This window comes from Clostridium lamae, from assembly GCF_033043255.1.
In the GTDB taxonomy this organism is placed as follows: domain Bacteria; phylum Bacillota; class Clostridia; order Clostridiales; family Clostridiaceae; genus Clostridium; species Clostridium lamae.
In genome coordinates this window covers 1-25,227 of the sequence record NZ_JASCQJ010000040.1, presented here as the reverse complement: position 1 = coordinate 25,227, position 25,227 = coordinate 1, and the positions used below count along the sequence as shown (strand labels likewise).

General features: G+C 26.8%; 17 protein-coding genes and 2 pseudogenes. 1 reads left to right on the top strand and 18 read right to left on the bottom strand.

Annotation, left to right across the window (positions count from 1 at the left end):
* Nucleotides 1-47: 47 nt before the first annotated feature.
* From QK892_RS14985 to QK892_RS14915, 15 genes and pseudogenes are all read right to left on the bottom strand, one after another.
* Complete coding sequence (locus tag QK892_RS14985) at nucleotides 48-872, bottom strand: carbohydrate ABC transporter permease (RefSeq protein WP_317274358.1); 825 nt, start codon at nucleotides 870-872, stop codon at nucleotides 48-50.
* Nucleotides 873-886: 14 nt separating this feature from the next.
* Nucleotides 887-1,789 carry a carbohydrate ABC transporter permease gene (locus QK892_RS14980; RefSeq protein WP_317274357.1) on the bottom strand — a complete coding sequence of 301 codons (903 nt, stop codon included), beginning with the start codon at nucleotides 1,787-1,789 and terminating at the stop codon, nucleotides 887-889.
* Between the two features lie 180 nt (nucleotides 1,790-1,969).
* Nucleotides 1,970-3,274 carry an ABC transporter substrate-binding protein gene (locus QK892_RS14975; RefSeq protein WP_317274356.1) on the bottom strand — a complete coding sequence of 435 codons (1,305 nt, stop codon included), beginning with the start codon at nucleotides 3,272-3,274 and terminating at the stop codon, nucleotides 1,970-1,972.
* A gap of 359 nt (nucleotides 3,275-3,633) precedes the next feature.
* Nucleotides 3,634-4,065 carry a nucleotidyltransferase domain-containing protein gene (locus QK892_RS14970; protein WP_317274355.1) on the bottom strand — a complete coding sequence of 144 codons (432 nt, stop codon included), beginning with the start codon at nucleotides 4,063-4,065 and terminating at the stop codon, nucleotides 3,634-3,636.
* Between the two features lie 568 nt (nucleotides 4,066-4,633).
* Nucleotides 4,634-5,509, bottom strand: coding sequence for a hypothetical protein (locus QK892_RS14965; RefSeq protein WP_317274354.1), 876 nt, complete (start codon nucleotides 5,507-5,509; stop codon nucleotides 4,634-4,636).
* Between the two features lie 106 nt (nucleotides 5,510-5,615).
* On the bottom strand, nucleotides 5,616-6,026 hold the full coding sequence (locus QK892_RS14960) for a hypothetical protein (RefSeq protein WP_317274353.1): 411 nt from the start codon (nucleotides 6,024-6,026) through the stop codon (nucleotides 5,616-5,618).
* An 86-nt stretch (nucleotides 6,027-6,112) separates the two neighbouring features.
* A pseudogene (locus tag QK892_RS14955) lies at nucleotides 6,113-6,601 on the bottom strand (DUF3427 domain-containing protein); the annotation flags it as partial.
* A gap of 51 nt (nucleotides 6,602-6,652) precedes the next feature.
* Nucleotides 6,653-7,450, bottom strand: a complete 798-nt coding sequence (locus tag QK892_RS14950; RefSeq protein ID WP_317274352.1) for a hypothetical protein — start codon at nucleotides 7,448-7,450, stop codon at nucleotides 6,653-6,655.
* Between the two features lie 125 nt (nucleotides 7,451-7,575).
* A complete protein-coding gene (locus QK892_RS14945; protein ID WP_317274351.1) occupies nucleotides 7,576-8,874 on the bottom strand; it encodes a DNA cytosine methyltransferase in 1,299 nt (432 codons plus the stop codon).
* Nucleotides 8,875-9,205: 331 nt separating this feature from the next.
* Nucleotides 9,206-10,606 (bottom strand): NgoFVII family restriction endonuclease, encoded by a 1,401-nt coding sequence (locus tag QK892_RS14940; protein ID WP_317274350.1) that lies wholly within the window; start codon nucleotides 10,604-10,606, stop codon nucleotides 9,206-9,208.
* A gap of 172 nt (nucleotides 10,607-10,778) precedes the next feature.
* A complete protein-coding gene (locus tag QK892_RS14935) occupies nucleotides 10,779-11,660 on the bottom strand; it encodes a group I intron-associated PD-(D/E)XK endonuclease (protein ID WP_317274349.1) in 882 nt (293 codons plus the stop codon).
* A 43-nt stretch (nucleotides 11,661-11,703) separates the two neighbouring features.
* Nucleotides 11,704-13,578: a DUF1998 domain-containing protein gene (locus QK892_RS14930; protein WP_317274348.1), complete on the bottom strand. Its 1,875-nt coding sequence runs from the start codon at nucleotides 13,576-13,578 to the stop codon at nucleotides 11,704-11,706.
* Complete coding sequence (locus tag QK892_RS14925) at nucleotides 13,571-17,158, bottom strand: helicase-related protein (protein ID WP_317274347.1); 3,588 nt, start codon at nucleotides 17,156-17,158, stop codon at nucleotides 13,571-13,573. Before QK892_RS14925 ends, QK892_RS14930 begins: the two co-directional genes overlap by 8 nt.
* 2 nt (nucleotides 17,159-17,160) lie before the next feature.
* Entirely contained in the window at nucleotides 17,161-19,761 is a 2,601-nt protein-coding gene (locus tag QK892_RS14920) for a DrmE family protein (protein ID WP_317274346.1), read from the bottom strand.
* A gap of 200 nt (nucleotides 19,762-19,961) precedes the next feature.
* The gene (locus tag QK892_RS14915; RefSeq protein ID WP_317274345.1) at nucleotides 19,962-20,090 is read right to left on the bottom strand and encodes a hypothetical protein; all 129 of its coding nucleotides are present in this window, start codon (nucleotides 20,088-20,090) and stop codon (nucleotides 19,962-19,964) included.
* Between the two features lie 118 nt (nucleotides 20,091-20,208).
* Between QK892_RS14915 and guaC the strand changes: the two are divergent.
* Nucleotides 20,209-21,188, top strand: a pseudogene (guaC, locus tag QK892_RS14910) (GMP reductase).
* A 546-nt stretch (nucleotides 21,189-21,734) separates the two neighbouring features.
* Here guaC and QK892_RS14905 read toward each other — a convergent pair.
* The 3 genes from QK892_RS14905 to QK892_RS14895 all read right to left on the bottom strand — a co-directional run.
* Nucleotides 21,735-21,962, bottom strand: coding sequence for a hypothetical protein (locus QK892_RS14905; protein WP_317274344.1), 228 nt, complete (start codon nucleotides 21,960-21,962; stop codon nucleotides 21,735-21,737).
* A gap of 665 nt (nucleotides 21,963-22,627) precedes the next feature.
* Nucleotides 22,628-23,926, bottom strand: coding sequence for an McrC family protein (locus QK892_RS14900; protein ID WP_317274343.1), 1,299 nt, complete (start codon nucleotides 23,924-23,926; stop codon nucleotides 22,628-22,630).
* Nucleotides 23,898-25,227, bottom strand: a 1,330-nt coding sequence (locus tag QK892_RS14895; protein WP_317274342.1) for an McrB family protein, incomplete at its 5' end; no start/stop codon positions are given. The genes QK892_RS14900 and QK892_RS14895, both read right to left, overlap by 29 nt.

The window sequence follows — 25,227 nt, the reverse complement described above, 5'->3', positions numbered from 1 at the left end:
TTTTTAAATTCTCAATATATTTTTATATACTAAAGATTTTTGATTTATTACAATTTTCCACCTGATGTAGCTATACCTTCTATAAATTGTTTTTGGAATATTAAATATATTATTATCATTGGAATACATGCAAATACTGATGCAGCCATTAGTTCAGGGTAATTTGATCCATATTGTCCTTGTAACTTAGCCAGTGCTGATGACAAAGGCATGGTGCTTTGCTCTACATTAACTATCAAAGGCCACATTAAATCCTTAAATGCAAATAATGATGTAAATATTCCAAGTGCAACTAATGATGATTTAACCAAAGGAAGCATTATATAATAGAAGGTTTGAAATATACTGCAACCATCTAACTTAGCTGAATCTTCCAAATCTCTTGGTAATGACTTAAAAGCTTGTCTTAATAAAAATGTTCCAAATGCTGTTACAATACCTGGAAAAACTAATGCAAAAGTAGTATTTAATAAACCTAACTTACTAACTATTTGGTACTGTGGAATTATAAATATTTGGTTTGGAATCATCATTTGAATTAAAACCAAACTAAAGGCTATGTTCTTACCCCTAAAATTTAATCTTGCAAAAGCATAACCAGCTAAAGTGGCAGTAACTAATGCACATACAACTCTCCAGAATATGAATTTTATTGTGTTCCAATAAAGTAATATAACATCCATTCGAATCATAACAGATTCATAAGCGTCAAGTCTCCATTTACTAGGTAAAATCACAAAGGGATCTAGTTGAGTGGTTTCTGTTATTGTTTTAAATGAAGTTAAAATCATCCAAACGAAAGGAACAAGCATTATACTAGCTCCAATAGTCAGTACTAAATAAACAATTTTATTATTTTTTTTATCTTCCATATTCCTACTCCTCCCTATTCATAATGAACCCATTTCTTTTGACCATACATTTGTAATGCTGTTATTATTAAAATTATTATTAGTAACAATACAACTATAGTAGATCCATAACCTTTTTCTGATTGTATAAATGAGTGCTTATAGAATAAATACACCAGTGATTGTGTTTTTTCCAACGCGGGATTTGCTCTATCTATCATCATATATATAGCATCAAAAACTTGTAATGAACCTATAACTTTAGTTACTAATACAAAGAACATAGTTGGAGATATTAATGGAAGTGTTATTTTAAAAAACTTTGTAAATCCTCCTGCTCCATCAATAGTTGCTGCTTCATAATAATCCTTTGGAATTTCTTGAAGCCCTGCTAAAAATAGTACCATGTTATAACCAATTGCTGACCAAACACCAACTAAAGCAAGAAATATAATAGCAATCTTAGGATTTGAAAGCCAATTAACAGGATCTTGATTAAATAAACTACGAACATAATTTAGTAATCCAAACTGTGAGTTATATAACCATTTCCATACCATTGCAACAGCAGCAGGTGCAGCTACCATTGGTAAAAAGAATATTGTTCTAAAAACTGTACGTCCTTTCATTTTTCTATTTAATAGTACAGCTATAACTATTGCTATAGAAATTGCTAGTGGCACTTCAACGATAGCATATTTAAATGTATTTACTATAGCTTGCCAAACTTCCTTATCTGCAAATAGTCTTTTATAATTATCTAAACCTATAAATATATTTCCTTTTCCAAATGCTCCAGTTCTAAAAAAGCTTTCATAAATTGTTTTAATAAGTGGAATTATATTTAATATTAGTAAACCTAATACTGTTGGTAAAATAAATGCCCATCCTACAATGAATTCATTTTTTTCTTTTTGAGAAGCAAATAGCCTTTTCATTAATATTTACCTCCTTATACGATAAACTATCTAATAAGCTATAAAAAATTGTTCTTCTCAATTCATTTTCATAAAATAGCATAGAGCTAATTACTTATATTAATGAATAGAGAAGAACTGTTAAAAATTAATATAATTTCTTACTTTCCAACAAAGAATTATATTTTATTGAATTTATTATTAATTCTGTTCCTCATTTTTTAATAACTCATTCATCTTATTAGCTATCTCTTTACATGCATCTTCTGCACTCATAGTACCTGTCCAAACATCAATCAATTTTTCTGAAACATAATTTTCCCATATAACAGTACTTTTTGAATATGGTCTAATAACTAAATTCTCTTTCATATCTAAATATGCTTGCAAATTAATTTCTGGATGTAAGTCCTTCCAGTTATCAGATGTTCCATCATATGCAGACATAGTAACTCCTAAATCTGATTGCTTTTGTTGAGCATCTTTTGAAGTTAAATATTCAATTAACTTCCATGCGTTATCAGGACTCTTAGTATTTGCAGAAGCTGTCCAACCTAATCCATTATAAATAGAAATCCTTTTACCTGTAGTTGCATCCTTTGGTAATACAGCAACATCAGCATTTTCTTTTACATAGTCATTACTCATTAAATCTGAAACCATCCAAGAACCTTGTGGTATCATAGCTACTTTTCCAGATTTAAATAATGACTCTGCACCATTTTCAGCTATTATTTCATATTTTGGAGTTAATCCTTCTTTTACAAAACTACTTGCATACTCAATAGCTTTTATAGTATTTGGGTCATCCATTTTTGATGTCTTTCTATCATCAGAAATAATTGCTCCTCCCATACTGTAAACCATGTTATACCATCCCTCTTGATTATCTGATGGACTTAAAGTATATCCATATTGGCTTCCATCACTCTTAGTTAGCTTTTTAGCAGCCTCTTTAAAATCATCCCATGTCCAATCTGCATTTGGATACTCTAATCCCGCTTCATCAAACATAGTTTTGTTATACCAAAGTGCTATTGTATCTATATCCTTTGGAACTGCAAATTGCTTTTCATTATTCCAATTATATAAATCTACTATTTCTTTAGGATAATTCTCTAAATCAATTTTTTCACTTTCCTCTATTCTATCTGTCAAATCTAATAGCATGTCATATTGAGCATATTTTGCAAATTCATTTGAGTGCATCCAGAAAACATCTGGAAGTTCTCCACCAGTTGCTCCTGCCTCAAGCATTGTCCAGTATTGAGTCCATGGCGTTACTTGGATATCTACTTCTACTCCAGTCTCCTCAGTAAAACCGTTTACAATTTCTTGAATACCATTTAACTGATTTGTATCCCATATAGCCATAACTAATTTATCACTTGATGTTGTTGGATTATCACTATTAACTTCCTCTGATGCTTTTCCTTTAGCGCATCCTGCTAACGTTAACATAGAAGTTGCAAGTAATGTTGTTGCTATTATTTTCTTAATACCCATAATACCCCTCCACTTACTAATATTTACTGTAGTGTAAAATAATTATATTATATATTTTTTATTCCTTCTATGTTTTAATGTTTGTTTTATATGTCTTAATGTTACTTATTTAATCGATTTCATAAAATCGTAAGCTTATAAAAACACTATCTTTCAGTCTATAAACCTAAATATTTTTAGTTATATATAATCCTCAAAAATAATAAAACGATCAATATAAGCTTGACCGTTTTATATAAATTCAATATCTATTACATTTAAATTATTTATTTTTCTTGTATTCTTTTATAGCTTCTTTAAGATCTTCTAAATTATCATATGCACTTTGATATTTTTCTAAAAATTTCTCTTTTTTATATCTATAATAAGGACTTATCTATAATACCTCCAAAATAACTATATTGCTCATCTATTTTTAATGTTTTCTCAAACTTCTCGTTAATTCTTACTGACTTTAGCACATAATGATTAAAATCATACCATCTTTCTTCATCTAAAATATATTGGTTATCACTATCTACTGCAATACGAGCATATTTATTAGTAAAATCATTAAACAATAGAAAAGTTAAATGTATTTTCTCATATTTATAGAAATCTTTAGCTATTTCCTTTATTTCGTCCTCGATATTCATTGTATCTAAAAACTCCACCTTTGGTCCAACAACAACAAGTAAGTCAATATCACTTCTATCTTTAATCCAATGCTGAGTACCATAACTACCAAATTCACATAAGGCTATTATTTCTCTATACTTTTTTAACTTTTTCATAAATTCTTCTTTATTCATATAGGAACTCCTTATATTTACATATTTACTTTTATTATATCCTAATTAATTATATTATAAAATATACAATTCTATATATTAACATATAATGATATCATCAAAGTTTTCTTTTATCATAGGTTATCCCATCTTTATTTTGTTCTTTTATAGAAAGTCAATAATTATATCAATTGTTTTCTTGCAATAAAAATCATTTCCACCATGATCTCCACTTGAATCACCAGAAAGAAATATATTATTTAAGTCAACCCTTAACTCTTAAGAATGATTTTGAATATATGTTGCAGCACACTTAACATCTAGTATTTGACCTGAAAATATTACTACATCACTAGGATGCTATTAAACAATAGCTAAAACACTAGAAATATTCTATTAATTAAACTTATTTATATAGTCCAAGGAATTCTTATTACTAACTATTAACCCTAATAAGTATATAAAAACCAAAGCAAAAATAATAAGATAATATTATTTCTGCTTTGGTTATTTCTCAATTACTCTAACAATCAGTATTTGTAAGTAAATAATACAAATATATGTAATACCTGTAGATATTATTTTTATTCTATAAAGAAATCTTCTTCCTTAATTGCTCTAATATAATATTGCCACGATACCTAATAACTTCAGATGATTTTTCAATATATTTCTCTGCAAACTTATTATAGTTATTTTGATTTTCCCTCCAAAACCTTGACATTTGCCAACTTGGATATACTACTCCATTATCATTGCTGATTCCAAAACTTATTTCATTATCAATATAGTAATCTATAAAATTCAATCTACAAAATTCTTTAAATCCTCTTTCACTTTTTTCAAATCTATCAAAATAGAAGCTATTAGCTTTTAATAACTCTTTAAATCCGTCATTACTACTATAATCTGATAAAAAGGTTAATCTTAATTCTAAAAGAAATTTATCATAGTAATCCTTCCACTTCATACCTCTATATTGATTTATATTATTACTATTGTGAGATATATTTGGTAACACAGCCATATTCCCTATAGTTCTATAAAGTTTATGAAATTCAATTATACTTAGCATTAATTTTTTATCTTCTACTACGAAACCTTTACTTCCTATTTTCAATTCCTTATAATTATTACCTCTAGTATTACTTAGTTTTTCATTTAGACTACTGCTAAATAAAGTATTAAATGAATTTATTATATCGCCTCTATAATCTTTTCTACTACCAATATTATTAAAATTAATATCTGGTAAATCATCTCCCCAAACAACACAGTAAATAGCTTTTGCTAAAATTGTATCATCTGCATCGAATTCTTTATTATTATCTGGACAACCATATTTTTTATCTTCTCTTAATTCATTAAAGTTGAAATCTTTAATTTTTTCAATATCTCCTTCTAATTTTTCATAAATAAAGTCTCTTATTAACTTAATGCATTCATTTTGATTTACTACATCCATTTTGACTTCGCCTTCTTCCATAAAATTCATATTTCATTATTAATTATGGGTCATAAATCAAACTTTAATCATTTATCATAAAAAATCTATAGGAAAATCTTTAACACTAAATAATTTTTATACCATTATCCTTCATATATTCATTTAATTCTTCTCTACAGTAACAATTATAATCACAATTACATATTCTAAGAATCATTTTGTTTTTAATAGTTTCCGTCCCCTTATCTACTTCTTTCTTTAAACTCTTAACTCTTTTCTCAATAATAGCATTATAGATTAAAACAAAAATTAAAGCTGCATAGAATTCATATCTTGACCAAATTTCATTTAAGCTATTATTCTTATTTGTTAAAAAGCAATATATTATTGTTCCTACTATGCTTATTGTAGAAACTAAAACTTGGCTTTTTTCATACTTTTTAAGTATTTTATTTTTCGCAATTAAGCTATCTACCTTATCTTTAATTTCTTGTTTTATAACTTTAGTATATTTGTTTTCTTTATAATTTCTCAAAAATTATTCCCCCTAAAATATCTACTTAATAAATATTACTTAGGGGGAATAATAAATATGATATATATTTTTATAGTTATAAATAATTAAATTACTATAGATTTGTTTGCTTTATTTATTAGCTTAGGAGGAATTTCTTCATATAATTCCCAAACAAAACTAATTGGCTTATTTCCAGTATGACTTCTATATTCACATGTTCCTAGATAAGTAAATGGTGAAGTCAGACCATCTTTTGTTTTATATTCTCTAACAAAAAGAGCTATCTTATTTCCTGTTTTCACATGATTAATATATCTTTGTCCTGTTACACTTTCAACTGAAGTTTTTGATTGTGTTTGCCAATGGAAGAGCTTTTCGTTTATAGCATAATCCTCATATAAGGTTGAAGGTGAAAAATCCTTATCACTTTTATTTAATGTAATAAGGAAGATATCTGTTTTCTTATCTTCAAAGTATTTAACTGCTTCTCTAAAGGCAGGCTTCTTATCTTCATTATAATAACCAAAGGCAGCCATTATTACATCTATTGTATAATCTCAATGTAAATGTAAAGTACATTCATAGCCTAAATCTCCATTAACAATATCATTCTACTTTTATACTTACATATGCACTTTTAAGTCTTATAACTTGTCTACTAATTCAACTATTTCTTTAGCTTCCACATCAAACAATTGATTAAACATTTCATTTATGTTTCTCATACAACCTGCTTGTACATAATAATTATTAGCATCAATTTTGGTACTTCCATTTAAAATAGCACCCTGTTCTATTGTGTAATTATTTTTTATTATATAACACAAATCTTTGTGTGTAATAAATCCTGGAATATCATAACTCCATTTATTTGTATTATTAAGTATCTTATTTCTTAATTCTTGCTTGTCAATATTTTTAGAATATAATATTTTATTTCTCTTCATAATAGCTTCACCATCTGGACTAATTCTTATTAAAAGAAAAAAATCATAATACCCTTCACCTTTACTTTCATTAGGAATATAAATTCCTTTTTCATTCCAATCCTTCTTTTCTAGTAATAATAAATTCCCATAATATTTTGTAGACTTTACTGCTATAGTATAATCTTTATACTTTATATCAAAATCATCCCATTTGCCTAACTTATATTTTTCTAAATCTGGTCTACTAATATTAAGATTTCTATTTACAAATTCATTACATATTCCATATTCAGCTAACTTCCCTTGGAATGTATTAATAAATATTTCCCCATTTTCTCTTATAATTTTTCCACCACTTCTGTAATTTCTATGTTGCCCTAAATTTCCATATGTCATATCATACGCAAAATCTAAACATTTATCTAATATTTTATCTGGGTATTCTTTTATTTTATTATAAGGAACTTTTCTATTTATATAATATCCATTATTATTCTTCTGCAATTTATCCACCCATCTCCCCCCCCAATACACTTTTATATTTATTTATATTATATTACATTATATGTATACTAAGGAGTAAAAAAATAGAATTTAATAGGATTTTCTATTAAATTCTATATAAAAATTATATTCTATTATAGTATTTTTAGAATTTTATCAGCCAAAAATTGTATGACAGGTACTGAAACTGCATTTCCAGCCTGCTTATAAAGATGAGCATCAGAATACTTCTTTCCTTTGTATTCTAATGGAAGGCTATATCCATTTCCTACTGGAAATCCCTGAAGCTTAAACGCTTCTGCAGGTGTAAGCTTTCTTATTCCGTCTTTTACTTTTATAAGGGGTACATTATGCCCACCTGTTCCCATATTAGCAGTTAAAGTAGGACATACTCCACTCATGTTTTTTCTAACATACATTCCTCTTCTAACCTGATAAAATTCATACATTTCATTTATCTGTTCATCAAGATTTACTCTTTCAGCTTTTCTTTTTTCTTCTGGAATTTCATTATACTCATCTTCCGTTAAGAAATAGCCAGGATATTTTTCTTTAGTATAATAATATTTTTCATTCCCATTTTTAGGCAAATTATAATCAATAATTTCTTTTATATCACTAATTCTATTATCTTTACTTTTTACTTTCTTATACGATTCTATTTTATCAAACAAATTAAACCTTTCTGCATCCTCCGTATTTAGGAAACCTATAATATATATTCTTTCCCTATTTTGAGGAAGATCTGAATAATCCATTGTATTTAAAACATGTTCTTTTATTATGTACCCTATTTTTTGAAGTTCAGATTTTATAACCTGATAGGTTCTTCCGCCATCATGACTCTTTAAATTTTTAACATTTTCAAGAAATAAAATTCTAGGCTTACCTTCAATTCCATGAACACCATCATTACCGTACTTTTGCTGAAGCTGATTTATTAGATTTATTATGCTTAAAAACAGATTCCCACGGTCATCTTCAAAGCCTTTACGTTCTCCGGCAATACTAAATGCTTGACATGGAAATCCACCTAGCAGGATATCAAGCTTTTCACTTAATATTTCTTCATGCTTTTTTATATAATAATCATACTCACTTTTTAGCTCTTCAATCTTTTTCTTCTCATCTTTTGTATATCCATCATGTTCTACATTATAATTATCTTCTTTTCCGAAGTTATTAGTATCATTTATTTCTTTAATATATTCTTCTAATTGAGACTTAATAATTTCTGGATTTAGTACTTTATTAATATCACCATGTATTAATTTATGACTGAAATTATTTCTGTATGTCTCACATGCATATTCATCCATTTCATTTGCCCACACAAGCTTATAATTCTTATTATCAATATGTGAATTTTGAAATCCAAGGCATACACCTCCAACCCCAGCAAATAAACTTCCTACCTTATATACACAGCTCATAATATGTAATACCACCTTTTCTTCTTCATTATGCAAATTCACTACATTAGTATATCATCAAATATCCTGTTATTCTAGTTTAGCATTGTAATTTCATCTAAGTTATACATATTTTATTATATCGAACATATGTTTATTTGTAAACATATCATTCTTGCCATCTTTCTATTAAACTAAGACTCTTTAAATTATTATTTCTTAATAATTACGGAAAAAATTTTCATCAAATTAAATAATCATAATATAAGACAAGCTCTCGGAATAATTATTATTCTGATAGCTTGTCTTATATTATTTCACATTAAATAATCCTTTATAATTTTTTATACTTCTAATCGAGTTCATTCATATCTTCTGTTCTAAAATAAGGCTTTTTCTTTATTGAATCATCTTGTAGAATCTTTCCCATATTCTGAAGCTTAAATTTTTCATAAGCATTTGTTTCTGCAACAGTTATTTTAAAATGTTTATCATCAATTTTAGTAATCTTAAGACTATCAATTCCTAATTCATTAAGAAGTTTTAAAGTTACCTTTTCCTCCCTCTTCTCAATTCCTAATACATCTTTTAAAATCCATTCTCCTAATGAACTCTGAGGGTTTGTCTGAAGACTTTTCCCCCCTGCCTGCTTTACCCTTCCTCTTAGGACTCTTCCATCTGGAAGAAGTAAATCAAAGTCATTTAGTTCCTTATCATGAATTTCATCATCATTTAATGCATCTATTCCAAAGAATTTAGGGAAAATATGATGTATCCATTTACTTATTCTTACTTCAACTTCATATTCAGGTCTTAGAGTATTGCTTCCTTTACTCTTCGGCTTAGAATGACGAATATTAATACCTGAGCATTCAGAAACAACTCGTCCCTCCTTTTTATCCTGATAAAGAGGAAGATAAATAACCTTATTGATATCATCTTGATTTTCAAACCTTCCATAAATATCTTCACTTTGTTCATTGATAATATTAATCTGAAGTTCAGATTCTTCATCTATATTTTTAACTTCTATTATTTCTCTATCCATTCCTGGTATTTGAATCATCTTTATTAATTCAAAAGGATCATCATACTGAACTATAGGTATAGTCTCTAATATTTCTGCCCTTGAAGCATCGAATTCTTCTAATAATACGCTTTTACTTTTATAAAATTTATAATTATGAAGCTTATCCTTAAACAAATATACTTTTCCATTTGTCCTTATGAATTCTAAAGTTTCAATATCTATTAAATCATAAGGGGTTTCCACTATGTTCATAACATTATCATCACGTGTAATAAAATGATACACATCAACATCTGTTCTATGAAGCCTTTTATCAAGCATTATACGTTCATTTCTTAATTCCGAAACCTTACGTACCACGTCTTCTGGATTACCATTTTTGATTAAAGGATCTAATTCTGTAGGCGCAAGTTTATTGAATTCTGCAACCTTCTGATATGTTCTATCACTAGAATGTATCCATGTTTTGAGTCCTATTCCGACCCTCATTCCTCCAAATATCCCCAACGCATCAAAAGCACCATCTTTTCTAGTAAGGTCTTCTACATCAAATACTCTTACAAATAACTGTTCATGATTTCTATAATATAAATAAGGTTTTTTTGCATTTTCACCTTCCTTAATATCTTTAAAAAGACCACTTAATGCACCAAATATCTTCAGAAAATTTCTGTACTCATCTTTTTCTTTATCCGAAAACTTATCCCATATTAATTTTGACACTTAATATAACACCCCCATTTTATTTCACAATTCTTATATTATTACTATCAAGTAGGATACTAAGTCTCTGTAATACATTATTTTTTACTACTATATTAATTTTACTCATATTACACTCAAAAACTAAAATTTTACGTTTATCCCTGACAATGCAATTATATTATTAATATAATTATCTTATATTAATTAATCTATTGGCGGTACTTTCTATCATATCCCAATTTTCCAAATACATGTCTAATTCTTCTATACTTCTTTTTTCCTTTTCATCAATCTTCCTCATTTCGTCCATATCCATCATTGGTATAATATAACAAAGTCCACATTGCTTGTCTACTGCGACATATATATCACAATCTGAACTAGTTATAATTTTGCCTTTATTATTTTCATGCTTATAATCAATACCTTGTCCACCTCTATCTCTTTCTTTAAATGAAATTTTTGAATCTGAAATTCCCTTAACCTGAACTTTTAGTAAGGTCCCTTTATAATCTATTATTGAATCATATTTACTTGAACGGACATCTACATTTGAACAATTAAAACCTGCTAATATAGCTCTTGATATGAACTGAAACTGTGAACTGTCCCCTTCATTAGCCTCTTTTATTCCAGAATTAATATTAAACAGATTTTTTTGAAAACCTCCATTTTTCAATAAAACTAATACCTTAGTAATCAATTTGTTCATATCCTTATATATAAATTTATATTCTTTTTCATTTAACTGTTTTTTTATGCTAGCCTCTAAATCTCCTTTAACATTTTCCCAGTTAACTTCCTCTGAAAATTTATTATATATTGATTTATCATAAAACTTCTCTAAGTCTTTCTTATAATATAAATATTCATTTGCTATATCCTTAATTCTACTTCTGACTAATCCGTCTGCATAGAATTTTTCTAGTAGCTCCATTCCATTTATTTCTATATCTCTATCAAGTTTTTCTTTCAAGTATGCTCTAACTTTAGTTTTGTCATATCCACTTTTCTTGATAAAATCAATATTATTATTAATTTCCTTTATATTATTCAGTATAAAATTCTCCAAATTTATATAACCCCTTTTTTAATTTTATTATTTCCAGTGCCTATTATAATGAATTGAAAAAACCTATTTTTTTATTTTCTAACGTTCCTACTATTAATGCCCGATCTAATAAAACATTAAATTCTTCACAGCTTATTTCTGATATTAAAGTACAAGCATGGCAAGCAGAAAGATTCATACTATCCCGTCCTTGTCCTAAACTATCAATACATACTGGGTCTGAAGAGCACCACTGAGCTTTTCCAACTGCATCCTTTAATATTTTAGGTAGTGTATCATATCTACCTTGCCTTACTAAGCCACCTAATGTCCCTTCTGAATCTCCCGACGATGTATATATTAGTATTCCACTCATAACTTCCTCACTTTCTACATTACAATAAATCCTTTCAGTTAATGCAGCTGAATCATATCCACTCTGAAAGCTCAGCTCTTTTATTAGTAAATGAGCTATGGTATGAAGTAACACAAACTTAGGAGTTATTTCTCTTGTCCTACTTCCATTTTTAGCTTGTTTTACATTAAATCTATTGTTTAATAATTCTATTCTTGTATTTATTTCTTCACAACCATTAATCCAATCATTTATCTTTTCATTATCAAATTCAATAAATATTCCTTCTCCTCTTGTTTCATATGCAGGATACCAAGTAGTTTCTTTTTCTTTTATTGGTACAAATCCTTTAGGTAAGTTATCACCTTCATTAAACCCACTAATTATATTTTGGTCACTGGGATTAATCCTACTAAATCCAACAAGTGCTCTTACTTCTCTAAGTTTTTTTACTAATGTCACTTTAGAAATTAATTTTGTTCCATACTTTGATATGTCTTTTTGAATCTCTATTTTAAAATCCCTCTCTGACATACATTCCTTAGGAATATTTCCAATCAAAGCATTGTATTCTTGTAATCTATACTCTTCTTTTGTAAGCTTAGCTACTTCATCCTTATTGGATAAATAATTGCTCACTATAATTTTTACTATATTTTCATTTTGATGAATCTCTTGTGCTATTTTTTCAATATGAGAACTTATAATATTATCTTCTCCTTTAAATGAAACATATTCTTCATCATTTAATTGATCAATTAATTTATTATATGCCTTGCTTTCTCTAACTAAAGTATTAATTTCATTTGAGTAGGGAGGAATAACTAATGAGCTTACTACTTTGGGAAAGTATATATTTAATGCTCCCCTTTGTAACGTGTTAGGATATAAACTACAATCTTTTTTTATCCCTTTCCATGGGGTATTACCTGAACATTTATATTTTCTATGATACTTTCCTTCCATATTACTGAAAACATCTTTATTAAAAGCACCTTTCATAGATGCCTTAGCCTTACAACTTACACATTCTATCATCAATCCTTCTAACCCCAATGCACTGGAACTATTTTTTAGCTTTAATAATGGCTTATTGCACGGGATGCCCCCACTTTTATCATGAACCCAATTTACCCACGGAAAATCATCTATATGTCCATTTTCACAAGCTACAACTATACCTGCTGGCACTAGTTGCAATTGACACTCCATACATTTAGGAGTTATCATATCTGTTGTTTTTGACTTACTACTTGGCTTATATTCTTTTTCCCACTCAGTTAATGGTTTAAACACCTTACATCTTGGGCAGAAATACCACTGTGGAAATCTAACAAATGGTAACCCACTCATACTCTCCTTATCTACAGGTAAATGGAACTTTTCCACATCTAACAATGCTTCTAATCTTTGATCATGAATTTCTGAAAATTGTCTCCAATATTCAGGTGCAGCTGCCATTAATGTTTGATCCTTAAAATCTACCATTGCACCTGCTCCAAAAGGAGAAAGTGCTTGTCCAAATCTTATTGTATATTGATATTTACTTAATTGTATTGTTTTTATAATCTTTCCTTTACTCATCCTCATTTTCCCCCAGTACAAGTATATCAACCTTTGCTTCACTATCAACATTTCTTAAAGACTGCATTGTAGGAAATGCATTATTTTCATTTTCATCTAAAAATGGAATAAGAAGATTTTTTCCATACTTTTTAGATTTATAACATACTCTATCTCCTGTTACAGCAGTTTTTACCTTTGAATCCCATCTTTCAATTATACTTTCTATCTCATTTTTTGTTTCTATTGCTACATCCTGTAATTCTGTATTATCTAAATCTTTAGCCCTTTCTAAAATATAATCTTTTATAATATTTAAATTATCTAATGAATCTTTAAAATCATGAGCATCTTCATCACCAATTAATTTTAATAAATGTCTTACCATGCTGATAAATATTGCATGTAACCCTCTTTCTCTAGCCTGCTCAGAAAATGGTGTAATGCTAGTTGGTTCAACATACTTATAAAAAGTTTGATGATAAGGATAAAACAACTCATAATGCGATCTATCCCTTGTCTTTGATGGGTTATATAATGTGAAAACCACTCCTGGATATTTCCTTCCAACTCTACTTGAAGCTTGTATATATTCTGATGTTTGCTTTGGCTGTCCAGAAATAACCATTAAATCCAATCTAGAAATATCTACACCAACAGATATCATGTTACTAGCTAATAAAACATCAATTGGTCTACTGTTATATTCATTATCTTTTTTACTATTTCTCTTATAATTATTTTCTAGATTTTTTAATATTTTAACTATCTCTGTGGACTCTACTCTACTAGTTAATTCCTGTGGGTATCCTACAAATCTTAAATCATTAGATTTAAGCAGTCTTTTCATATATCTCATATTATTACTTGCTATATCATCTACAACTAAGTTAGAAGTTTTCCCAAGTTCTCTTATTGAATTAAAATATCCTACCATCGTCCAATATTTATCAAGTACCTTATCAGGTGCCTCAATAAACTTTAAGCTTTGTAAAATTGCTGTATATAATCTTACCTGAGTAGTAGTTGGTGTTTTTCCTGAAGGCATAATACCTATATATTGTCTACCATGCTTAATATCAATTGGTATCTCTCTAATAAAATATGAATCTTCTATATTTATACCTGATGGTGGAAACTGTGATACTTGCCTGTTAAATAACATTTTACATTGTTCACTTGCTCTTTTTATAGTCGCTGTAGATGCTATTATCTTTGGTCTAATAGGATTTTCACTACATATATTACTACACATAGCATCAATAGCAGTTTCATATAATCCAACCATACTACCTAGAGGTCCTGATATTAAATGCAACTCATCCTGTATTATTAACTCTGGTTGTTTTCTTTTATTTTTTTTATCTAACGCAAATAGTTTTGATACCTCTCCTTCCCATGGTAATGCTGCAAATTTATCTACTGTCCCAAATAGTAAAGTTGGCGGTTCTTTATACAGCTCCTCATCAACTACTTGGATTGGTAACTTTTTATGAAAATCACACCTAGGTTCAGGACAAAATATAATTTTCTTTTTATCATAATCATATCCCCAATTACCTTTCTTTTTACCATCTACATATTCAATTTCTAACTTAGTTCCACACCATGGACACTTTAATACCTGAAATTTATTGTTATTTTTTTTTGCATTATCTAACTCTTGGCTAGATGATGTTGATTTAGTTAGTAATTTAAATAATTTTTTCGCTTCTATATTATTATTTGGTGTAGGTGTTCCCCCTACCCAAAGTCCTATTGAAATTTCATCTTTTCCTAAATTTAATTCTTTACTTTCTCTTCTAATTTTTTCACAAGCACAAATAAGTATAGATGCTCGTACAAACTGTTGTGCTGCTAATAGTCTTAATGTATATCTCATTATTATGGTAGTGCCACCACCATTAACTGGATCAGTTAATCTTCTTAAAAAGATAGTAAAGCCAGTTAATCCGAGATATGCCTCTGTTTTTCCACCGCCAGTTGGAATCCATATTAAATCCACTATATCCCTATCACTACTTTTTACGTTACTAATTCCTTCTATATTTATTAATATAAAAGCTAATTGAAATGCTCTCCAACTACCATATTTTTTTTCAATATTCATATAATTAAATTTAGGAAAGTCTGAATCACCTGGATATCTATCAAATTCTCCCCCATTAAACTTTGAATGCTCTCTTTGTATTAGCATAGCTCTATTCATAAGGTTAAACGCACTGTAAACTTTATCATTTTGTGATAATATCTCTACACCTCTTTTCATTCTATTCAATGTTTCTATACATTTTGTTATTTGTTCTTTTACTACCTTATCAAAAATTTTATCTATTCTTTTTGAACTTTCTTTTAATTCTTCTATCCATTTTTCATATGATTTGCAAAAATCATTTAATAGACTGGTTTTCTCTTTCTTTGTTAATTTCGATAAATCTGACAATTCAAACATTGATAGTATATTTTCACTGTTATCCAATTCACTAATTGAAAATTCTAATTGTGGAACCTCAAAACTAGGGAAAAAGTCAGTATATATTTCACCAGCTCCTAAATTATCATCAACCGCTTGTCCACTAGCTACACCGTGTCCTATTGCATAACTTTTTTTGTTTCTATATAATAATTCATAAACTAAATCTTCATCATTTACTATTCCTATCCCTCTTTTACTCATATAGGAATGTTCAATAAATTTAATATTATTTTCTTCAGAATTAATTCTAAGTTCAGGTTGAAATAAACAATTTTTATAACCTTTGCAATCCTTTTGGTTATTAACTAACATCACAGTATAACTGAAAATATTTTCTCCAAAAGATTTTTTAAGCACTGTTACTTTAATTATATCTTCATTAACTGAAGTATCGCCTTTTTCATTAATATATGTTTGATTAAATTCCTTAGCTAAATCCACAGTAACTAACTTCTTCTTCAACAATGGATTTCTTACATACCCAGTATTAATTCTATTTACTGTGCATAAATCAGCAAGTTTATATAATATTGAAACTAATTCTGGTCTTTCCTTCTCTATTTCTCTTCCTGAAACCAACTCATAAACATCTTTTTTACTTATATTCTTTTTAAGCTTTACAAACTCACCTTCCACATAAATAAAGTCATTCAAATAATACTTCTCTATACCCAAAGAATTTTCTATTCTTACACAGCAATCCTTAAATGAGCTTTCTCTATAAGTTGAAGCACTTACCCTAATATTTAGACTATTAATTTCACCTTGAGCAAAAAAAGTTAACCCCATAGCTGATGGTAAGAATTGATTTGTCATAGTTATTTGGTCCTGTACTCCATCCTCAACATAAGATTTCGATATATTGGTTTCACTACTTTTTTCATTTAAGTATTCCAGAATCACATCCTCATCCGGTTCCTTTTCTACTTTAACCGGCTTTTCTTCATCATTTAATTCATAATTACTATTTTGCGGAAAAAGTATTCCTAATGAATATCTTTCAATTGGAGAATCAGAAATTACTTCTGTTTCTATATTTCCACCTATATCTTCTGATCCTGGTCCTAACATTTCAGCCTTACAGCGTTCAACAATTTCTCTTCTCACTCTCATTTCTTCATCCATAATTATTCATCCCCCTCAATTATCCTATTAATATTTTGTATTGGTATTTCTTTATCTATATCCTTAATCGATATTACATCCCCTATATAAGCATAACTACTTAAATCCCCTATTGCTTCTTTTACATATCTATACATATGAAAGTCACCATTTTGACCACTTACTACAGAATTTATTATCATTCTAGCAATTGCTTTTCTTATTTGTATTTGAATACTTCTTACCTGTTTACATGATGCTATTACTTCATCAATTCTTTCTGATAAGATTTTATTTTTAATTATCTTTGCTATTACTTTAATATGTTCTGAATTTTGTGGTCCTATTATACTACCGTTTAGCCAATTTTTTATTGCAAGTGCTGTTATATCACAACCTTTTATTTTGAAATTATTGGAAATGTCTTTTTCATCTAAAAAATTTTTCTTCATATAATTAATTAAACTATCTTTCCAAAGTAAATTATTATCAAAATACTTTTTATATTTTTTCTGAAATTCTATATGTTCAAGAAGCCTATCAATAGTATCTTTTACTATATCATTTTTATCTGTAATTGTATTAACTACGAATATAAGTTCATCACCATAATCAATATCTTCAATTCTTTTAATACTTATATCATTTTTAACTCTATCAACACTATTAACTATATAATTTTCTGATAGAAAAGCATATTTTCCATCTTTGAAAAATACTATCTTCTTTGCAATACTTTTTGATCCACTAAAACTTTTATTTGAAGTATCTCCTTGTTGAGAAGTTATTATTCTAATCCAATTAGCTTCTATAATATCATTTATTGTTTCATCCTCAGTAACTATTAATTCTTCATTTTGATCATTTAAGCTATTTAAATCTATATCCTCATACTCATACTCATCATCACATTCTAATTTATTATTTTTGTATATATCATTTGCAACTATTTTATTTATCTTCATATCCCTTTTATATTTATACTGCTCTCTTTCATAACAAATAACGTACACATCTTTTAAATAGTTACTTGTAAAGATATTAAGGTCTTCCTGATAAAAAGGCATTATTATATTATCAAATGATAATATATCTATATTTTTCTTATACTCAACTACCTTAACCAGTTTATTCATACGTTGCATCATCAAGTATCTTTCAATATCTTTAATCTCATCTTTATTCTTAATTAATAAAGTTGTTTTACTCCTACTTGCTTTTATAATTTTCTTTAATTCTTCAAATTTATTATTGTTTCTGTTTAGCTTTATAAGCATTTCATCAATTATTTCAATTACAGACTTCATTAACCCATATTCTACTCTTGTGTTATCAAATAGTCTCCATATTATTTTCAACCTTCCAACTTTAATATTTATATTTTCATAATTTGAATTACAATAGATAAATGGAATAATTGTATATTCAAGCTTGTTACAAATATGATATGAAGTTTTTATAAATTGTAAAACGTCATCATTACTTTTACCATATACACATAAACTTTTTAAATATCCTGTAACTTTAAGTATATTTGTACCAATTCCTAATTCATCCTCAACATCTTGTATAATTACTCTTTTATCTATCATATTTTGAATTAATTTATAATTTTTTTCTTGTATACTAGATTTTGTTTGGAATTCATTATTACTATAAAAATTTATATTACTCAATACCAAATCTTTAGTTACTGCATAAATATCAAACTTATTGTCTTTTGATATAAAATAATTAAAGTTATTTGTATTTTCCCAACTACCAACTAAAATTAATTTCTTAATTCTGTTATATAAATTTATTCTTCTTATTTCTGTTTCTAAAGAATCCTTATATGCTTTATCTCCAATAACTATTACATTACTAATATTTTCATCATTTATTATTAAATCTAATGCTGTACTTATATTAGAAGCTACATTAAATAGCAAATCTTCTTTTATCCTATTTTTAACTATTAAACAATTTTCCTCTGATGACCAATAACCTAACGGGAATAATTCAGTAAAAGGGATTTTTTTATTATCATAATGAAATTCAATAGATTCAATAATATCAAGTAGTTTTTCCTTTCCCCTCATAACAAACAAAGTACTTGAATTTATAAAACCATTTAACTTATTAACATCACAATTATAAATATCAGCTATAAACTTTTTTGTTATATTTGTACCGATTAAAAAATCCTTTGATTTGTTTATTCTTGATGATGTTCCATTATAAACTGTTATCTCAAAAGCATTCTCTAACGCAATATTCCTAATTAATCCTTTATTTCCCTTTAATTTTATATATTTCATTTTATTAAGTTCATTAATTCCATCATAAATATAAAGATCCCCCTTATAGCAAACCTTTTCATTGTTAGTTAAAATATCCAATATATTTTTATTTGGATCAACCATATTTTCATAATATGTCCTGATTCCTAAAAACACCAACATATATATAGCTGTTAGTTCATCATCTATTGATATCATAAAATTATTCTTATTTTCACTTTCATAAATCTTATTTATCGTTTGAAAAATAATCTCATCAAATGAATTTAATGATATCATTGTACTATTATAGATAATATCAATTTCTTTCAACTTATTCCAAATCATATTCATTTTTTCCATACCCCCATACTTACATTTCATATTACAATTATATAGCATTTAAGCCTTATATATATACTTATAATTATCTATAATTAAATTTTACAATATTGGAATATTTTTATATTATACCATTTATTTATGTAACTTTCTCAAATTCTCCACTGCTTTCGCTATATTTCTTTTCCTACTAACTTTTCAAAGTTAATAGGTTTACTATCTTACCATTTCTCGTATGCTTCTAATCTTTGAATCTTATTCTCTAAATTTTGTACATTTCTTGTTCTAGGTGATAGCTTAGCATCCATACTTTCAATTATTGTTTCCTTTATATTTATTACATTTGCCACATCAAGGCATAAGATTATATATTTATGATATAAATCCTGTACTCTACTAATACCCTGTGTATAATATCTTCGTTTTTCACATATCCATTATAAATAATTCGTATAAAATAGGTAGAGAATATATAAAGTATTTGATTATGAATATATACAATTAATACCAGGAAAATGTATAGTAAACAGTAATTCTGAATGTGATACATCTATAACTTTTGGCGAGAAAACCTTCAAATTACCTGTATTTCCTCCAAATATTCAAAATATTTATAGATGAAAAAATCGCAACTTATTTAGCTGAAAATGGATACTTTTATATAATACATCGTTTTAAGCAAGATAAAAGAATAGATTTTATTAAAGATATGAAAGAGGAAAACTTATATTCTTCTATAAATGTTGGAGTTAAAGAGGAAGAATATGCCTTTATTGAGGATTTAAAAGCCGAAAATCTTTCATCTGAATATATAACAATTGATATTACTCATGGACATTCTAATGCAGTTATTTATAATTAAGCATATTACTAAGCATTTATCAAAAAGTTTTGTTATTGCAGGAAACATTTGAACACCTGTAGCTGTAAAAGAGCTTAAAACTGCTGGTGCAGATGCTACAAAGGTAGGAGTTGATTCTGGCAAAGTATGTATCACTACTATTAAAACAGTCTTTGGATCAGGTGGTTGACAATTAGCTATCCATCGTTAGTGTGCAAGATCTATAACTAAACCTATTATTACAGATGGGGTTGTTCGTACCCATGGCGATATAGCTAAATCTATTAGATTTGAAGCTTCTATAGTTATGATAGGTTCACTATTTGCTGGACATGAAGAATCCCGTGGGGAGACTATTGAAAGAGACGGAAAGTTTTATAAGGAATACTTTGGTTCTGCTTCCAAATTCCAAAAGGGCGGAAAAAATGTTAAAGGCAAGAAAATGTTTGTAGACTATAAAGGTTCCTTAAAATATACATTAGTAGAAATGCAACAAGATTTTCAATCCTCTATTTCTTACGCTGGCGGTAATAAGCTAGAGTCAATAAAAAGTTTTGATTATGTAATTTATAAAAATTCAATTTTCAATGGTGATAAGGTATATTAAAATTATAAAAATTAATAATACACAAAATATAAAATGAATTAATAGAAGTGGGATACTAAGTACCCTACTTCTAACCCCTATCATAATATCTAATTATATACTAGTAATCATAATTTTATCCAAAATATAATTTAACATAATGATTATTTCCAAAAACAAGTCCTAAGGCTCTACTTTCTGTAACAAATTTTGCATTAGCTCATCAATCTAACATTAGCAAGTGAGATACTAAGTATCCCATTAATACTACCGGGCATAATATCTTAATGACAATTGACATATTTTCCTCCATCTAACTTTTTTATAAATTACTACTCGTAATTAATATTCTATTATTTTTAACACCTTTTATTTAATCATTTTATATAATAAAAAACTATCTCTCTATCTATACTAACTTAAATAACAAAAGGGTTTTTATCAACTAAGCTAAAAACTCTTTTGTTTGATTCTATAAGTATTACATAGTATATATACATTTAATATATCAATACAATAATATATTTTTAAATTTCTGTTAAATTACTTATTATTTATTCTATAATCCTAATTTTTTTCGTCTGTTAAGTCACAACGTAATTGCTCATAACTATAATCAATGCTTCTATTTTCACAAAAATTAAGTATGCATACTTCTAAACTACTCCCTTGCTCTTCATATACTCTATGATCATTATTAATATCGTAAAATATATAAAAATTAAAATCAGCTTCTAGTTCTTTACTATATTTATCATATCTATAACAAATTGCTTCATATATATTTATCCCCAATTCATTAATTGTATAATGTGTTTTATACTTAAATACTTGTGAATCCTCTTCCTCAAATTTACTATTTGGCTCTCTTTCTTCCTCATAATTATTTAATTCTTAAAATCTCTCCATAGCTTCACCTATTGAAATGTTTTTTATATTCATTCTATCCCCTTACAATAGATATTATTGATTTACCATAGTATTATAGTATTCCAGTTACTTTTTTGTGCAGATTTATTTAATTTATAAAATTCTAATGTTCGACTATTTTCATTTTCTAATAAGCTTAATTTATTTACTGTTACATCATATACTTTATTATATTTGTCATATTTTATTCCTTATTGAAATTCATCTTAAATATATCTAATCGTGAGAAATTAAAAGTTTATCAAATGGAATACTAAGTATCCACTAGTACCCCAGGGCACAATTTACTTATTTTTATTATAATACCTATATCCTCTATCGTGTAAAATAGTTACTTTATCTAAATTTAATGTAATTATATCGACATTTTTCACATAAAATAAGAAGGAATATCCTTTAAATATAATCCTTCTTATTTACTTATATATCTTATTAATTTATAACTTAAATTAATCTTAACAAAAAACTTCATTATAATTATTTAGTAACTAATTTAATATCATTTTCTAATACATTTTTATAAAAATAATTTACTTTATTATATAGTTTTTTATATATTCTTTTAATATATTCTCATCTTCATTAAGAATATCTGTTAAATATATTAAATCTATACATCTCAAATTAACTCTTCCAATATATTCTCCTGTAATAGGATTATTAATATTTATCTTTTGCTCTTTTAATCTTCCTTCTATAGATGGGTATAGTATTGTAGCTTCATAATTTCCAAGCCCACTTAAAGCATAAATAGATAATTGATAAAGCATTGAACTTGGAAGTGGATTATTGTATAAATCTTTATATTTAGCATCAAATAACTTTTCAACTTTTCCATCCTTCTCCAAAATAAAATCTGGCTTCAATATAGGGTTTCTTCTCATTTTAATATTGAAGTCTGGATCATATATAAACATATTCTTAAAATTATATTGGGATTTATAATTATATTTTTCTTTTCCTTTTTCTAAAAGTTTCCCTACTAGCCTTTCAAAAAATGAATTCATATCAAATATATATCCCTTTAACTTTATTTTTTTATCATTATCATTAAAATCTATAGTATCTGCCTCATATAAAATATCTATAAGTTCAATTATTGGTTTATAGTTTATATTTAATCTATTAATACTATTTTTAGCTTTAATTAAAACTTTTTTATCCAGCCTTATTTGAGAAACCTTATCCTCAATAAAAGCAATATTTCTTTTAAGTGAAATTTTTAATTCATTATTTGATGTTAATTTAAGTGCTAAATATAATCCAGAAAGTAAAACTTTATTTAAAATTATATCTTCTTCTCTATTAAAATATTTACATGGTAATTTTTCTTTTATTACCCCTGCTTCTTTTGCTATTCTATTTATATTAATTCGTCCCCTAATATTACTTAAATCTTCTTCCTTATTTATATAATTTCTTTTTATTTCATGTTTAAATAAAATACTTGTTTCTAATATAAGTTCATAAATTATCAAATCAAAAAAGTTTAATTTATCTAGAGAATGAGTAGTATCATTTAATAATTTTAAATCCTTTAATCCATAAGTAAACTTCAAGAGCTTATATAAGGGAAGTCCTTCAATCTTTGGTTTAATATTTATTTCAATATTCCCAAGACCTATCTTACCTACGTATGAATTTGTGTTTATTAAAATCCCATCTTTTAATTCTTTTATATCTATAATTGAATTATTTGTTAAGGTTTTTGCTATATCTCTATAATTATCATTCAAAATAAAAGTATCTTTTAGAAAAACAGTATCCCATTCCTTTAAATTAATACTCTTAATTTCCATATTATATCCTATCTCTTTCAGCATCTTCATCTGAAATCTCCTCTTTATTAGAATATTCATCTAAATCCTCAACTGAATCTTCTATTCTTATTTCAATACAAGGTTCAATCAAAGCTTCTATAAATTCTAATGGATTAGAGGCTTCAAATATTTTTTCGTTTACACTTTGTTCCTTTACATTTATAATACTATTTCCAAATATTTTAGCCATTAAGCTATAATCTCCATAACAATATTCATCTATTAGTGGAATTATATCTTCTTTTATAATTTCTCTAAATCTTTCAATATCTGATATAGGTTTTTCATTTTCAATAAAATATGAATGCCCTATTTGAAGATTTCTAGCTTCATTACCTAAATTTTCTATAATTCTATTATTAAACTCTTTTAACCATTTATCTAATGGTAATGACTTAAATGTTATTCCTTCTAATAACTTATAATCTGTCATAAGCTCCTTAAATCCAAATCTTCTACGAAGTGCTATATCCAAAGCTGAAATTGATCTATCTGCAGTATTCATAGTACCTATAATATAAAGATTATCTGGAACACTAAATAAAGTATTTGAAAGAGGTAGTATTATTTCTTTTCCACGTTTACTTTTTTCAATAAGCATTATAAGTTCACCAAATATACGCGAAATATCACCACGATTTATTTCATCTATTATAAGATAATAGTTTTTTTCTTTATTATTTTGCGCATCCGTACATATTGATTTAAACACTCCATCTCTTTCTTCAAAAACTGTTTGCCCATTTATAACCTTAGGTTTAATACCTTCAATAAAATCTTCATAACTGTAATTTGGATGGAAACATGAAAACCTAACATATCCTTTATTTTCTGAATTACCTTTAATTATTTCTTTTTCTTCTTCATTTAAAAATTCAAATGATTTTTTATATATATTTCTTGCTGAAAGTTCAAAGCTTATTTTTTCTGCATTATATGTTTTACCTGTTCCAGGAGGTCCATATAAAATAACTTGCTTCTTACGCTTTAAAATATTATCTAATTCAAGAGTTAACCCCTTTATAGGTAACATTTTCATTTCATCTCTTACTTCATAAGCATTAGTATTAACTTCTTTTATTTTATAAACAGAATTATATATCTTATTTCTTATCCACCTTACAAATTCAAATTTATTATTTCTTTTATCACTATCATACCAGTCATTTGTTATATAATAATCCTTGTTATTTATTGTAATTACTTTATCCCTATAGTATCTTAATTTAAATTCTTTTGAATTAAGTTCTTCACTATTCTTATCAACTTCTATTAATATTGGATAAATTACTTTTAAGTTTCTACTATAT